At 66.4% G+C, this 13,709-nt stretch carries 13 protein-coding genes; 9 read left to right on the plus strand and 4 right to left on the minus strand.

The features are described from left to right. Nucleotides 1-137 precede the first annotated feature (137 nt). From I6F38_RS19935 to I6F38_RS19950, 4 genes are all read left to right on the plus strand, one after another. Complete coding sequence (locus I6F38_RS19935; RefSeq protein WP_225161528.1) at nt 138-542, plus strand: DUF3597 domain-containing protein; 405 nt, start codon at nt 138-140, stop codon at nt 540-542. A 77-nt stretch (nt 543-619) separates the two neighbouring features. Next, nucleotides 620-904 carry a hypothetical protein gene (locus I6F38_RS19940; RefSeq protein WP_225161529.1) on the plus strand — a complete coding sequence of 95 codons (285 nt, stop codon included), beginning with the start codon at nt 620-622 and terminating at the stop codon, nt 902-904. A gap of 79 nt (nt 905-983) precedes the next feature. Further along, nucleotides 984-1,403, plus strand: coding sequence for a large conductance mechanosensitive channel protein MscL (mscL, locus tag I6F38_RS19945; RefSeq protein ID WP_028335905.1), 420 nt, complete (start codon nt 984-986; stop codon nt 1,401-1,403). Nucleotides 1,404-1,453: 50 nt separating this feature from the next. Then, nucleotides 1,454-1,621 carry a hypothetical protein gene (locus tag I6F38_RS19950; protein WP_168857300.1) on the plus strand — a complete coding sequence of 56 codons (168 nt, stop codon included), beginning with the start codon at nt 1,454-1,456 and terminating at the stop codon, nt 1,619-1,621. 40 nt (nt 1,622-1,661) lie between these two features. Here the strand turns inward: I6F38_RS19950 and I6F38_RS19955 are convergent, their stop codons facing one another. Both I6F38_RS19955 and I6F38_RS19960 read right to left on the minus strand, forming a co-directional pair. Beyond that, on the minus strand, nt 1,662-2,480 hold the full coding sequence (locus tag I6F38_RS19955; protein ID WP_225161530.1) for a class I SAM-dependent methyltransferase: 819 nt from the start codon (nt 2,478-2,480) through the stop codon (nt 1,662-1,664). Next, nucleotides 2,467-2,931 carry an Rrf2 family transcriptional regulator gene (locus tag I6F38_RS19960; protein WP_225161531.1) on the minus strand — a complete coding sequence of 155 codons (465 nt, stop codon included), beginning with the start codon at nt 2,929-2,931 and terminating at the stop codon, nt 2,467-2,469. The genes I6F38_RS19955 and I6F38_RS19960 overlap by 14 nt, the downstream gene beginning before the upstream one ends. Nucleotides 2,932-3,263: 332 nt before the next feature. Here I6F38_RS19960 and I6F38_RS19965 point away from each other — a divergent pair, with 332 nt between their 5' ends. After that, nucleotides 3,264-5,351, plus strand: coding sequence for a tetratricopeptide repeat protein (locus tag I6F38_RS19965; RefSeq protein WP_225161545.1), 2,088 nt, complete (start codon nt 3,264-3,266; stop codon nt 5,349-5,351). A gap of 6 nt (nt 5,352-5,357) precedes the next feature. Here the strand turns inward: I6F38_RS19965 and I6F38_RS19970 are convergent, their stop codons facing one another. Continuing rightward, nucleotides 5,358-7,088 carry an ATP-dependent Clp protease adaptor ClpS gene (locus tag I6F38_RS19970; RefSeq protein WP_225161532.1) on the minus strand — a complete coding sequence of 577 codons (1,731 nt, stop codon included), beginning with the start codon at nt 7,086-7,088 and terminating at the stop codon, nt 5,358-5,360. A gap of 314 nt (nt 7,089-7,402) precedes the next feature. Between I6F38_RS19970 and I6F38_RS19975 the strand changes: the two genes are divergently transcribed. The 3 genes from I6F38_RS19975 to I6F38_RS19985 all read left to right on the plus strand — a co-directional run bounded on the left by I6F38_RS19975 (nt 7,403) and on the right by I6F38_RS19985 (nt 11,868). Then, nucleotides 7,403-9,748, plus strand: coding sequence for a mechanosensitive ion channel domain-containing protein (locus I6F38_RS19975; RefSeq protein WP_225161533.1), 2,346 nt, complete (start codon nt 7,403-7,405; stop codon nt 9,746-9,748). A 355-nt stretch (nt 9,749-10,103) separates the two neighbouring features. Continuing rightward, a complete protein-coding gene (locus tag I6F38_RS19980) occupies nt 10,104-11,204 on the plus strand; it encodes an LLM class flavin-dependent oxidoreductase (protein WP_225161534.1) in 1,101 nt (366 codons plus the stop codon). A 109-nt stretch (nt 11,205-11,313) separates the two neighbouring features. Further along, nucleotides 11,314-11,868, plus strand: coding sequence for a flavin reductase family protein (locus I6F38_RS19985; RefSeq protein ID WP_016847112.1), 555 nt, complete (start codon nt 11,314-11,316; stop codon nt 11,866-11,868). A gap of 104 nt (nt 11,869-11,972) precedes the next feature. Here the strand turns inward: I6F38_RS19985 and I6F38_RS19990 are convergent, their stop codons facing one another. Next, the gene (locus I6F38_RS19990) at nt 11,973-12,935 is read right to left on the minus strand and encodes a LysR family transcriptional regulator (protein ID WP_225161535.1); all 963 of its coding nucleotides are present in this window, start codon (nt 12,933-12,935) and stop codon (nt 11,973-11,975) included. On the opposite strand from I6F38_RS19990, the gene I6F38_RS19995 reads away from it, so the two are divergent. Then, nucleotides 12,934-13,707: an MBL fold metallo-hydrolase gene (locus I6F38_RS19995; protein ID WP_225161536.1), complete on the plus strand. Its 774-nt coding sequence runs from the start codon at nt 12,934-12,936 to the stop codon at nt 13,705-13,707. The two genes, I6F38_RS19990 and I6F38_RS19995, sit on opposite strands and share 2 nt — an antisense overlap. Nucleotides 13,708-13,709: the final 2 nt, after the last annotated feature.

Here is a 13,709-nt window from a genome sequence, read left to right on the forward strand (position 1 = left end):
GACAGCACCACGCCGTCCCACACTCCGATAGTGACGATGGTCATCTTCCGCTCGGCCAATGGCCTGCCTATCGTCCGCCCCGTCACTGGAAACAGCCACGGGACGAACGGTGTCTCGGGCGCACGGAGCGAGAGATCATGAGCATTTTTGGAAGCATCATGGGTGCAATCTTCGGCCACGGCGCCCAGGCCAAGACCGCTGAGAGCACGACGACGGCCGCGCCCGGCGCAGCGCCATCGACATCGACGTCTGCATCCGCTGCGCCCGGCACGGCGGCGACACAAACCGTCGACGTCGCCGCGATCGTCGACAAGGCCGCTGCGGCGACCGGCGAGAAGCTCGACTGGCGCAGCTCGATCGTCGACCTGATGAAGGCGCTCGGTCTCGACAGCAGCCTTGCGGCGCGCAAGGAGCTCGCGAAGGAGCTGCACTACACCGGCGATACCAGCAACACCGCCACCATGAATGTCTGGCTGCATCAGCAGGTGATGGCCAAGCTCGCCGCCAATGGCGGCAAGCTGCCGGACGACATCAAGACCTGACGTCCCGCCTCGAGCCGTGCGCGGCGCTCGCGCCCGCGCGGCTCCGAACGATGTGTATTGCGTGAGGAGCAGTTGCGATGACCTCATCTCATCCTGCCATCCTGAACAGGCCGCGCGCTGGTGCAGTGCGGTCCGCCGCATTGGTCGGCGCGGCACTCGGATCCGTCGCGCTGGCGCTCGGCATCGATGTCGCCATCGCCCGCGCGGATAATTCCGGCGACGAGCCGCGGCCGGAAAATTCGAATGTGCAGCGCGCCGCGCAGAACCCGCCGCCGGCGCGGGTCATCCTGCCGGCGCCATGGGAGCAGGCCGCGCCTGCGCAGCCGGTCGCGGCGCCGGCAAAGCCGGCCGATCGCAAATAATCTTTCGCCCCCCTTGGAGCGGTCGGCGACCCGGTCGCCGGGCCGTGCCACGGCATTCATTTGGACGACAGGAGATCACATGCTGAAGGAATTCAGGGAATTCGCCATGAAGGGCAACGTCGTCGATCTCGCCGTCGGCGTGATCATCGGCGCAGCGTTCGGCGCGATCGTCTCGTCGATGGTGGCCGATATCATCATGCCGATCATCGGCGCGGTCAGCGGCGGGCTCGACTTCTCCAACTATTTCACCGCGCTGTCGAAGTCGGTGACGGCGACCAACCTTGCCGATGCCAAGAAGCAGGGCGCGGTGCTGGCCTGGGGCAACTTCCTGACCCTCACGCTCAACTTCCTGATCGTCGCCTTCGTGCTGTTCATCGTGGTCCGCCTCATGAACCAGCTCAAGCGCGAAGCGCCCGCGGCGCCGGCCGAACCGCCGAAGCCGACCAAGGATCAGGAGCTGCTCACCGAGATTCGCGATCTCCTCAAGTCGCGCGCGTAGCAATCGCTGCGAATGCCACTGCGTACAGCCCCCAGCTCTGGAGCCTAGCCATGCCAGATCAGGTCAAGCTGCCCCGAAAATTGTCGCAAGAGCCCGGCGGTGCAGAGCCGCTACGGCCGAGCCACCGGCGGGTCATCGAGGAACTCGATCGCTGGGCCAACAGTCCCGGCCTGCAGCCGCCGAGCGATGAAGAAAAGCCGGACGACGACAAGCGCTAGGCGGCCATGACCTCGCATGGCCGGACGCGGCCCGTTTCGGTCAAGCCCGCCGGGCCGTCGCGATCAGCGCGGTCGACGGAATCGCGAAGCTGTCGCCGACCCGCCTGCGCTCGATCTCGGCGCGGAAGGCGCGCGCGACTGCGGCGCTCTGGTCTGTATCGAGCCCGCTCCAATGCGGCATGAACTCGAACAATTTGTCGACGTCACCGGGATTGGCGACATTGAGTTTGAAGTCGTGGGTGACCTCGGCAATCGCCGGATCGGAGAAGCCGGCGGCGATGAGCGCAGCGGCGAGGCGGCCGGGGTCGGCGAGCTCGGCGAGGCCCGTGCAGGGCATCGGCGTGACATTGTCGGGATAGAGCCGCCGGATGATCTGCGAGAGCAAGAGATGCACGGCGGCGCCATCGGCGCTTTTCCAGACCGCAATCGCCGCCGATCCGCCCTGTCGCGTCACCCGCGCCATCTCGCAGAGGCCGGCGCGCCAATCCGGAAACAGCATCACGCCGAACACCGACACCGCCGCGTCGAACGCGGCATCCGGCAGATCGAGCGCCTGGCCGTCCATCTGCCGCGCCTCGATATTCGCCACACCATGCGCGCGGACACGCGCCACCATGCCGGCGGAGAAATCGATCGCGGTGACCTCGGCGCCGGTGCGGGCGGCGGCAAGTGCCGCGGCGCCCGTGCCGGTGGCGACGTCGATCACCCTGGATGACGGGTCGATCGGAAGCGTTGCGACCGCGGCGTCGGCGAACAGCGTCGTGAACGGCTGCGACTGCGCCTCATAGGCGGCGACCATTTTGTCCCAATGCGCGGGATCGTTGTACGGCAGAGGTTTCGCCTGCTCACTTGACTGCATGAATCTGGTCCTCGAGATTTTGCTTGTGTTTGGCGAGCCGGCGCTTGAAATCTTTCGCGAGCGCATCGAGCGTCACCGCGCCGAGCCGCTTCAGGAACAGCGCCTCGACCTCGCGAAACGTGTCTCCGAGCGCGTCGTTGACGGCCTGTTCGACCAGGCAGCCGGGATTATCCGAGCGATGGCCCATCGCAACGATCGTGGGCGCGCCGACCGCGCGATAGATGTCCGCGAGCGTGATGTCGACCTGATCGCGCGCCAGCGTCCAGCCGCCGCCATGGCCCTTCTCCGAATGCACCAGACCCTGCTCGCGCAGCCCCGCCATCACGCGGCGTACCACCACCGGGTTGGTGGCCATCGCCTGCGCAAGTTGCTCCGACGTGACCGGCTCGCCGGCTCCGATCATGTGGAGCAGGCCGTGCAGGACGCTGGACAGGCGGCTATCGCGCATCATGTAACTTCATATGTTACATGATGCAGCGGCCGTCAAGGGGGCGATGGCGGGCTCCTGGTTGCCCTCCTACCTCCCCTTGAAAAGGGGAGGTCGCTTTGCTCGTCAGAGCAAAGCGGGTGGGGATCAGCTTCATCGGCGGGCAGCGTCGTCTGCGGCTGACCCCCATCCCGACCTTCCCCCTTTCAGGGGGAAGGAGAAGTGATCAAGGACCTGCACGTTGGCTTTGATTGTTCAACCGGGATTCGCGTGCCGGATTTCGCGGCGTCGCCCGTTTAATCCGCATCGGGGTCTTTGGCAGGGGTGGTATCGTGGGCAGTGTGGCGGTCGATCGGATGTTGCGGGATGCGGTGGCGCATTACGGCGCGGGCCGCGCGGCGGAGGCCGGCACGCTGTGCGGCGACATCCTCACCGCCGATCCCGACCATGTTCCGGCACTGCATCTGTCCGCCGTCATCGCCTTCGTGACCGATCGTGCCGCGGAAGGCGCGGTTTTGCTCAACCGGGTGTTCAACCTCGATCCGGACCATGCACCGGCCTTCGCCACGCTCGGCGATGCGCTCGCCGTGAAGGGCGAGCACGAAGGCGCGGTGGCGGCCTTCGAGCGCGGCGTGACGCTGCGGCCGCAGGATGCCGGCCTGCACATCAAGCTCGGCGTTGCGCTGTGCGATCTGTCGCGTTTCGACGAGGCCGAGACCGCGTTCCGCCGTGCGATCGCGCTCGATGGCGGCCTGACGCGGGCGCGGTTCAACCTCGCCGTCGCGCTGGCCGGGCAGCAGCGACCGGTCGAGGCGGAGCAGGCCTATCGCGAGGTGATCGCGCGCGATCCGGTCTACCGCGGCGTTTGGCTCAACCTCGGCAATGTGCTGAGCGATCAGAAAAGGCACGAAACGGCCGCCACGGCCTATCGCCGCGGACTTGCCGCGGATCCCGACAATGCCGGACTGCATTGCGGCCTTGGCGCGGCGCTCTATCGCCAGGGCTTGCTGGCGGACGCAACCCAGCATTATCGCCGCGCGATCGCGCTCGATGCCGGCAACATCGCGCCGCAGCGCCTGCTGGCCATGGTGCTGCACGAGGCAGGCGAACGCGAGGAGGCTGTTCGCATCTATCGCCAGGTCTCGGCCCGCGACCCGTTTGATCACGTCATCCTCAACAATCTCGGCGCCTGCCTGTTCGAGCTCGGACAGGTCGACGACGCCATCGCCTGCGCGGAGCTCGCACTGGCGCTGAAGCCGGACTACGCCGCCGCGCACACCAATCTCGGGATCATCTTCGAGGCGCAGAACCTGGTCGAGGCCGCGGTCGCCGCGCATCGGCGCGCCATCGAGCTCGAGCCGCTCTATGCCAAGGGCCACGCCAACCTCGCGGTCGCGCTGCGCAATGCCGGCGAGATCGATGCGGCGCTGGTGGCCTCGCGCCGGGCGATTGCGCTCGATCCCGATCAGCCGCTCGCGCATTACAACCACGCGCATTTCCTCCTGATGAACGGCGAGTTCGAGGAGGGCTTTGAGGAGTATCAGTGGCGCCGCAAGACCAGGATGCTCAGCGACGGCGATCCCGTGTTCGACGAGCCGGAATGGCAGGGCGAGCCGCTCGCCGGACGTACGCTGCTGCTGTTTGCCGAATATGGACTCGGCGACGCCATCAATTTCGTCCGCTATGTGCCGATGCTGGCGGGCAGAGGCGGCCGGATCATTCTGCAGGTGCAGCCGGCGCTGGTCGCGCTGCTGCGGCCGATGCTGCCTGATGTCGCGGTATTCGCGCGCGGCGAACCGCTGCCGCCGTTCGATCTGCAACTGCCGCTGCTGAGCCTGCCGCGGATCTTCCGCACCACCGTCGAGACCATTCCTGCCGCGATATCCTATCTGCGGGCAGATGCCGGCAAGCTCGCGCGCTGGCGCGAGGCGCTCGCCGGCGTGACCGCGCTGAAGGTCGGCGTGGTCTGGGCCGGCAATCCCAGGCACAAGGGCGACCGTCAGCGCTCGCTGGCGGCGGACGCCGTGCTGCCGCGGCTGGTCACATCAGGCGTGCAGCTCTACAGCCTGCAGAAGGAGCCGCGGCCGGACGATGCTCCGGTGCTGCGAGCCCTTGGCGCAGGTATCGTCGACCTCGCGCCGACGCTCGGCGATTTCGCCGACACCGCGGCGGCCGTCTGCGCGCTCGATCTCGTCATCGCCGTCGACACCTCTGTGGCGCATCTCGCCGGCGCCCTTGGCCGCCCGGTCTGGATGTTGTGTCCCTACGCGCTCGACTGGCGCTGGCTGCGCGACCGCGCCGACACGCCCTGGTATCCGACCATGCGGCTGTTCCGCCAGGACAAGCCACAGGCCTGGGGCCGCGTGCTGGCGCGCGTGTCGGACGAGCTTGCACGCGTTGCGGCCGGCGAGCGGGAGTTGCTGTTGCCGGCAGCGGCGAAGTGATCGGCCTCACCCCGCACTCATTCCTTGCGCGCCGCCGAGCAGCTTGGCGTTGAGCCGGCCGCCGTCGAACAGCATTTCGTTCACCGCGCCGTCGACGTCAGAGGAGGTGACCTCGCGGCCACCGTCCCTGACGATGCTGGCCTGGGCGAGACGGCGCATCAGCTCCTTGATGAAGGCGGCGCTGACGCCTTCGGTGCGTCGCACGGCGTCGTCGATGACAGGCTGCTCCAGCGGCAGGCCCTTGCCGTAGAGCCGGATCAGCTTGCCGCGTCCGGTCTCGTCGGGTAGCGGCACCTCGATCGCCTGGTCAATGCGGCCGGGCCGGCCGGCCAGCGCGCTCTCCAGCTCTTCCGGCCGGTTGGAGGTCAGCACGAACAGGATGTCGCAATCCTCCTTCAGGCCGTCCATCTCGTTGAGCAGCTTGTTGAGCAGGGATTCCTCGCACGGCCCGCCCATGTCCTCGCGGTCGCGCGCGATCAGATCGACGTCCTCGATCACCACCATGGTCGGCTGCAGCAGCCGCGCGAGGTTCATATAGGCGCCGAGCAGCCCGACCTGCTCGGCGGTGATGATCAGCGTGGTGTGATCGGGCAGGTTGGTGGCGAGATAGCGGATGGTGTGGGTCTTGCCGGTGCCGGGCGGGCCGTACAGCAGGATGCCCTTGCGGGTCGACTGGCCGAGCTCGCGCAGCAGATCGCGGCTTTCGACAAAGCCGAGCACATTGCGATCGAGCAGCCGCAGCGTCCGGTCCGGCAGGATCACATCATCGCGAGCGACCGTCGGCAGGCGATGCACGGTCAAGCCACGCGAACGTCCGCGATAATTGGCGCCATCCTCCAGCGACAGAATCTTGCCGCGATAGGATCGCGCCGCATGCACGGCGGCTTCCAGTTCGGCGAAAGTGCGCTGCACGAAAGCATTGCCGGTCGCCCCGGCGGGCAACGCAAGCTCGATTCGCAGCGACGGCTCGTGATCATATTCGCGATGGAACGTCAGCAGCACGGCGTAGCGCAGTTCGCCGGTTCGGCACAGCCATAGTCCATTGGCAAGGCATTTCACCGGCTCGGCCTCGCCGATATCGACATCGCGATATTGCGGCGGCGCGATCGCCGGCGCATTGCGGCCGGCCTTCATCAGCGCCGCGAAGTCCAGCGTCTCGTAGCGATATTCTTCATGGATGCCGAAGAAGTGGATCGGATCGGTGAATAGCTTGTCGATCGCGACCTGAACGTCGGCGCGCATGTGGCCCGGAAACTGTCGCGCCCGTGTCACGACCAGGTTGCGTGGCACGCCGGCGAAATGCCAGTCGAGCGCCACGTAAGCGGATCGAAACGTCTCCCCCGGCAATTCTTCCGAGCTGCGCCGTGCAGCGAGCAGGCAGTCGCTGCACAGCGACGCAGTCGTACCGGAGATCAGAATCTCCGTCACGGCCCTCGGGGCTTCGCAGAGATCGCAGGGGCGGCTGGCGTCGGCCGACTCGGTGGTGATCATCAACGGCTGGCCGTTGGAGCGGATCAGCCACTTCGCCGAGTTGAAGATTGCCCGTGCCACCGGTCCCGGATAGGGGCCGCACGGAATGGCGCCCTTGGCCTCGATCAAGGCAGCGGAGGCGATGGCTTCCTGCTCGGATTTCCCGAACACCGTACGCAACAAATCCTGCACGAATTCCAGCGGGGTTTCATCGTCGTCGTGAATGAAGAGCCGCACCGGACCGTCGTCGCTAAACACGTCGTGCATGAGACCCCCGAAACGCAATTGGGAACAAAAGAACAAAGTAAGAACATCACGGCGGCTCCTGCGCGTCAAGCGAAAGATTCTGCGGTCTCATCCCTGACGTGTAGTGGGCCGATCGGCCGGGAACGCACACTCGAAGTGTAAACGCGGCTCAACGCCTGTGACGATTGTGTTGCGGCAAATGCCAAGAGATGGCCGTCACAGCGGCAAACTTCCGACACACCATCGGGGCGAAAAGGAGTATCCGACATGGCGCGAGCGCGAGAGCAGATTCCTCCCAAGGGTTTGCGGTCGCGCAGTTATTTTATGAGGCCCTCGTGTCGCACAAACTTCGCCTTGCGCTGCTTCTCGTCTTCACCTTGTTCGTCTCTCCCGCGCTGGCGCAGCCGGCCGCCAAGCCGGCGCCGCCGCAACCCGCTACCGGCGACGCGCTGACGCCCGAGCAGGCGAAACGTGCGCTCGACACGCTGCAGGACGACAAGAAGCGCGGCGAGATCATCAACACGCTGCGCGCCATCGCCAATGCCTCGCCGCAGCCGGCGGCCCAGCCGGCGCCAGCGCCCGAGCAGCATTCGCCGATCCCGCTCACCGCCGACAGCCTCGGCGCACAGCTGTTGCTGATGGTGTCCGAGCAGGTCGGCGAGATGTCGCGCGAGGTCGCCGACGTCGCGCGCACGCTGACGCATTTCCCGGCGTTCTATTACTGGTTCGTGCGCACCGCCAATGATCCGGTCGCCTACGGCCTCTTGATCGACATCGCCTGGAAGCTGGCGCTGGTGTTCGGCTGCGCGCTCGCCGCCGAATGGGTGGTGTTCCGCCTGATCAAGCGGCCGGTCGCGTTCCTGGAAGCGCGGCTGCCGCAGACCGCGCGCGTGCCGGTGCAGACGCTCGCCAGCGTCGATCCGCCGTCGTCGGTTGCCGACGTCGCGCCTGCGCCCGAGTTGCAGCGGCGCCGGCTCAGCCTGGCGCGGGCCTGGCAGTCGCTGGTCCGGCTGCCCTTCGTGCTTGGGCGCCTGCTGCTCGAACTGCTGCCGGTCGTCGTGTTCGGCGGCATCGCCACCGCGCTGCTCGGCACCGAGATCGGCGATCAATCGACCACGCGGCTCGTGATCCTTGCCGTCGTCAACGCCTATGTGTTCTCGCGCGTCTTGATCTGCGCGGTGCGCGCGCTGGCAGGGCCGTTCGGCCTGTTCCGCGTCCGTGCCGAGACCGCGGCCTATATCGAGATCTGGGCCCGGCGCATCGTCGCCGTCGGCGTCTCGGGTATCGCCTTTGCCAATGTCGCGCTGCTGCTCGGGCTGCATCGCGCCGGCTATGCCGCGCTGATCCGGCTCGTGATGCTGGTCGTGCATCTCTTCGTCGTCGTCATCATCCTGCAGTGCCGCCGCCAGGTCGCCGACGCCATCCGCGCGCCGGCCGATCGCACCGGGCTTGCGGCGCGGACGCGCAACCGGCTCGCGGCGCTCTGGCATGTGCTGGCGATCGCGCTCGACCTCGCGCTGTGGGCGGTGTGGGCGCTCAACATCCGCAACGGCTATTCGCTGCTGCTGCAGTATTTCGTCGGCACCGTCGCGGTGCTGCTGGTCACCCGCCTCGTCACCATGGTGGTGCTGAGCCTGATCGATCGCGGCTTCCGCATCAGCCCGGAGCTGATCCAGCGCTTCCCGGGGCTCGAGACCCGCGCCAACCGCTATCTGCCGCTGCTGCGCAAGGTGGTCACGGCGGTGATCGCCTTCATTGGCTTCGTCGCGCTGCTCGAGGTCTGGGGCGTCGACGCCATCGTCTGGTTCTATGGCGGCCAGATCGGAAGTCGCCTGATCTCGGCGCTGGTGACGATCGGCATTGCCGCGCTGGCCGCGGCCGTGATCTGGGAAGTCGCCAATGCGCTGATGGATCGGCAGATCGACACCCTGTCGCGCGACGGGCATTACGCCCGCGCCGCGCGCTTGCGCACCTTTCAGCCGATGCTGCGAACCGCGCTGTTCTGCATGATCGTCGCGGTGGTCGGCCTCACGGCGCTCAGCGAGATCGGCGTCAATGTCGCGCCGCTGCTGGCCGGCGCCGGCATCGTCGGCATCGCGATCGGCTTCGGCTCGCAGAAGCTGGTGCAGGACCTGATCACCGGGCTGTTCCTCTTGATCGAGAACACCGTGCAGGTCGGTGACAACGTCACGGTGTCGGGCCTCTCGGGCGTGGTCGAGAACGTCTCGATCCGCACCATGCGGCTGCGCGCCGGCGACGGCTCGGTGCACGTCGTGCCGTTCAGCGCGGTGACGACGATCACCAACTCCAGCCGCGGCGCCGGCAATGCCGCGGTCAGCGTCAACGTGTCCTACAAGGAGGACACCGACCGCGCCGGCGAGGTGCTGAAGGACATCGTCGCCCAAATGCGCCAGGAGACGGCGTATCGCGCATTCATTCGAGGCGACCTCGAATTGTGGGGCGTCGACAAGGTCGACGGCTCGGTCGTGACCATCGTCGGCCAGATCCGCTGCACCGATAGCGGACGCTGGGCGGTGCAACGCGAGTTCAACCGCCGCATGAAACGGCGCTTCCAGGAGGAGGGCATCGAGATCGCCTCGATGGGCCAGACCATCCTGATGCAGCTTCCCCCACCCTCCGAGCCCGATACCAACGCCCAGCCGCGCCGCGCTGCGGGCTGATCCGGCGCTCCGCTTCACCTCGCCCCGCTTGCGGGGAGAGGTCGAATTCGAGCGAAGCTCGAATTCGGGTGAGGGGGAGTCTCCGCGAGAGTATCTGCTTCCGTGTGTGCGAAGGCAGCCCGAGCCAACCAGCGGGAATGCTTGCCGGCGCGTCTCACGATTGCGACACGTCTCGCGACGGTGAGACGTCGTCAGCCTTGCCAAGCCCGCTGACCGGCGCGCAGCCGGCCGAAATCCGGCCGTTCCCACCCATTCCCTGCGACTTCCTCCGCTGGCACAGCGCTTGCTGATCGTCATGCAATGCGCGGCAAGACGCATTGCACAACTGAACCCAACGCGAAGGAAGGAAACGCACATGGAGCTTGGCTACTTCACCATGCCCTCGCACCCGCCGGAGTGCGGATTGAAGGAGGGCCACGACTGGGACCTGCAGACGCTGCGCTGGCTCGACGAGCTCGGCTATCAGGAAGCCTGGATCGGCGAGCATCACACCGCGCCGTGGGAGCCGCACCCGTCGCCCGACCTGCTGGTGGCGCAGGCGCTGCTGCAGACCAAGAATCTGCGCATCGGGCCCGGCGGCTTCCTGCTGCCGTATCATCATCCCGCCGAGCTCGCGAACCGCGTTGCGATGCTCGATCACCTCTCGAACGGACGCCTCAACTTCGGCGTCGCGGCCTCGGGCTTGCCGAGCGACTGGGCGATGTTCAATGTCGACGGCATGTCGGGCCAGAACCGCGACATGACCCGCGAGGCGCTCGAGATCATCCTGAAGATGTGGTCCGAGCCGGGACCCTGGACGCACAAGGGCAAGTACTGGACGGTGAGCAAGCCGGACACGATGTTCGACTTCCTCAAGCCGCACATCAAGCCGTTGCAGGGGCCGCATCCGCCGATCGGCGTCGCCGGCCTGTCGAAGAATTCGGACACCTTGAAGCTCGCCGGCGAGCGCGGCTTCATCCCGATGAGCCTCAACCTCAACCCGGCCTATGTCGGCAGCCACTGGGACTCGGTCGAGGCGGGCGCGGCCAAGACCGGCCGCAAGCCGAGCCGCACGGACTGGCGGCTGGTGCGCGAGGTGTTCGTGGCGGATACCGATGAGGAGGCGTGGAAGCTGTCGACCGGCGACATGATGGGCCGGATGATGAGCGAGTACTTCCTGCCGCTGCTCGGCCATTTCGGCTTCAAGGACTATCTGAAGCACGCGCCCGACGTGCCCGACAGCGACGTCACCGTCGAATATTGCGCGCGCCGGAATTGGATCGTCGGCTCGCCCGCGACGGTCACCGAGAAGATCGAGAAGATCTACCGGGAGGTCGGCGGCTTCGGCGTCCTCTGTGTGTTCGGCTTCGACTACAAGCACAAGCCGGAAGCCTGGCGGCACTCGCTGGACCTGCTCAAGAACGAGGTGATGCCGCGGCTCAAGCATCTCGGCGCCGAGTTCGAGAAGGCTGCATGACAGCTGCGCGGGGTGCGGGGCTTGCCTCGCACCCCGCCTCGCATATCTTGAACGAAGTGTTTTTACCGAAGCATGATCCGGAGGATCATGCTCAAACAGGGTTTGCGGCATGACGGTCGACGCACAGAGTTTCAAGCAGGCGATGCGCCATTGCGCGGGCGCCGTCGCGCTGGTGACGGTCGGCTCCGAGACCGGGCAGCGCACCGGCCTGACCGTGACCTCGGCCTGCTCGCTGTCGGACAATCCGCCCTCGGTGCTGGTCTGCGTTAACCGTAACGCCAGCGCGCATCAGCGCATCCGCGAGGAGCGCCATTTCGTCATCAACTTCCTGAACGAGGACCACGCGCTGCTGGCGCTGACCTTCTCTGGACAGAAGGGCGTCAACGGCGACGACCGTTTTGCGTTTGGGCGCTGGACCACCGGCGCCACCGGCGCCCCGGTGCTGGAGGATGCCGTCGCGGCGTTCGACTGCGTGCTGGCGCAGGAGCTCGAGACCAAGACCCATTCGATCTTCATCGGCGAGGTCCAGCACGTCCGCGCCGCGACCACGGTCGACCCGCTGATCTATCTGCGCTCTGGCTTCCAGAGCGTGCGCAACATCCATGATCCCGTCGAGCTCGGCGACCTCGACGCGCGGCGTGTCAGCTGGAACGAGTTCTCGTAAGGCTTGCGCTTAAGGCCTTCCCCCGCATCTCTTGATGATCTGCGCGCCGGCCATCTCGCCTGACGGCAATTCGGTTGCCTGAGACCTGCTGCTCCGCAGCGAGCCTAATCCTCGAACAGCGCGCACTCATTGGCGAAGATGTCCGCGAGATGCCGGGCAACGGTGCCGACGAGAGGGTCATTTCGGTCGCGGCGCCTGGTGATGAGCCAAAGTTCGCGTGGCGGCGGGGCGTGCGCGAGTTTGCAGGCACACAGCTTCCGTTTGGCTCGGCCGATGAAATGCGGAAGCAGGGCTATGCCCGCGCCGGCCTGTGCGGCCGCGGCCTGCGCGGCCTGGTTGCTGGTCCGGAAGGACATGCGCGCATGGGGAAATTTCCGGAACAACCACAGCGCTTCGGGAAGATGGGCATTGGCCTCGTCGAAACCGACGAACACGGGCTCGTCGCCGGCGTCGATCCTGCGGCGGCAATCGGCGGTCGCGTAGAAGCCGAAACCCATCGACACGAGTCGCCTGGCGATGACATCGCCGTCCTCCGGACGGCCAAATCGCAGGGCGATGTCTGCCTCGCGCCTTTCGAGGCTGACGGTTCGAAAGTCGGTTGCCAGATCGATGTCGAGTCCCGGCTGCTGCCTGGACAGTCTGGCGAGGCGATGAACGAGGAAGTTCTGTGAGAGGCTCGGGGGCGCGTTGATGCGGACAAGCCCGGTCGGCGCGCCCGACGTCCCTCTGTGGCCAAGCCTTGCTGCCGCGGCCTCCATATCGTTGGCGGCATCGAGCATGCGCGCGCCTCTCCGGGTGAGGACGTAACCGTCGGGACGCCGTTCGACCAGCCGTTCGCCGATCGTGGTCTCCAGCGACTTCACGCGGCGGGCGACGGTCGCATGGTTTACCGAGAGTGCACGCGCGGCTCCCGACAGGCTGCCGTGGCGGGCAAGCGCGGCGAATAGCCGGACATCCTCCCAATCGATCGCTGTGCGATTTTGATCAGCCATTGAGAAAGAATAGCGAATTCCGCTCAGGACGGGGAGCTGGTTATTTGGGCTGACAATTGCGCGGGAGCAGTTCATGGCGGCACCGAATCTCACCTTGACCCTGGTCGGCGGTCCGACCGTGCTCATCGAGTACGACGGGTTTCGTCTGCTGACGGACCCCACCTTCGATCCTCCTGGCGAGTATCAGGGAGCTTACAGCCCGGTGCGGCACAGGAAGACGGATGGGCCGGCCCTTTCAGTCGAACGGATCGGCAAGCTCGACGCAGTCTTGCTCAGTCACGACCACCACTTCGACAATCTCGACAATGCCGGCCGCGCGCTTCTTCCGCACGCCGGCACAACTTACACGACGAATTCCGGTGCGCAGTGTCTCGGCGGGAACGCGTTGGGCCTTGCTCCATTCGAGACCCGCGTCCTCGAGAGCGATCGTAAGAAATTGTTTGTGACCGCCACGCCGGCCCGCCATGGACCCATCGGGGTCGATGCCGGCGACGTGGTTGGATTTGCGCTCGGCGCCGAGCAGCCGGGAGACCTGCTTTACGTCACCGGCGATACGCTTTGGTTCGAAGGCACGGCCGAGGTCGCGAGGCGGTTTTCGCCCAAGCTCGTCGTGCTGTTCACGGGCGCCGCGGAGCCCCGTGGCCGTTTCCATATGACGATGGGCAGCGAGGATGCGCTGGAAGCTGCGCATGCCTTTCCCGACGCAGCACTTGTCGCGGTCCACAACGAAGGTTGGGGCCATCTGCGCGAAAGCCAGGACCAGCTTTTGGACGTCTTCGCCAAGTTCAATCTGGCGGCCCGTCTGACCCGGCTTGAAAAGGGCAAACCGCTGCCACTGTCATGGTGAAC

Origin of the sequence: Bradyrhizobium sp. BRP56, from assembly GCF_020194035.1 — a bacterium.
Classification (GTDB): Bacteria; Pseudomonadota; Alphaproteobacteria; order Rhizobiales; family Xanthobacteraceae; genus Bradyrhizobium; species Bradyrhizobium australafricanum.

Coding starts and splice junctions, on each gene's coding strand:
- I6F38_RS19935 (WP_225161528.1), top strand. CDS start 138: ATGAGCATTTTTGGAAGCATCATGGGTGCAATCTTCGGCCACGGCGCC.
- I6F38_RS19940 (WP_225161529.1), top strand. CDS start 620: ATGACCTCATCTCATCCTGCCATCCTGAACAGGCCGCGCGCTGGTGCA.
- mscL (WP_028335905.1), top strand. CDS start 984: ATGCTGAAGGAATTCAGGGAATTCGCCATGAAGGGCAACGTCGTCGAT.
- I6F38_RS19950 (WP_168857300.1), top strand. CDS start 1,454: ATGCCAGATCAGGTCAAGCTGCCCCGAAAATTGTCGCAAGAGCCCGGC.
- I6F38_RS19955 (WP_225161530.1), bottom strand. CDS start 2,480: ATGCAGTCAAGTGAGCAGGCGAAACCTCTGCCGTACAACGATCCCGCG.
- I6F38_RS19960 (WP_225161531.1), bottom strand. CDS start 2,931: ATGATGCGCGATAGCCGCCTGTCCAGCGTCCTGCACGGCCTGCTCCAC.
- I6F38_RS19965 (WP_225161545.1), top strand. CDS start 3,264: ATGTTGCGGGATGCGGTGGCGCATTACGGCGCGGGCCGCGCGGCGGAG.
- I6F38_RS19970 (WP_225161532.1), bottom strand. CDS start 7,088: ATGCACGACGTGTTTAGCGACGACGGTCCGGTGCGGCTCTTCATTCAC.
- I6F38_RS19980 (WP_225161534.1), top strand. CDS start 10,104: ATGGAGCTTGGCTACTTCACCATGCCCTCGCACCCGCCGGAGTGCGGA.
- I6F38_RS19985 (WP_016847112.1), top strand. CDS start 11,314: ATGACGGTCGACGCACAGAGTTTCAAGCAGGCGATGCGCCATTGCGCG.
- I6F38_RS19995 (WP_225161536.1), top strand. CDS start 12,934: ATGGCGGCACCGAATCTCACCTTGACCCTGGTCGGCGGTCCGACCGTG.
- I6F38_RS19990 (WP_225161535.1), bottom strand. CDS start 12,935: ATGAACTGCTCCCGCGCAATTGTCAGCCCAAATAACCAGCTCCCCGTC.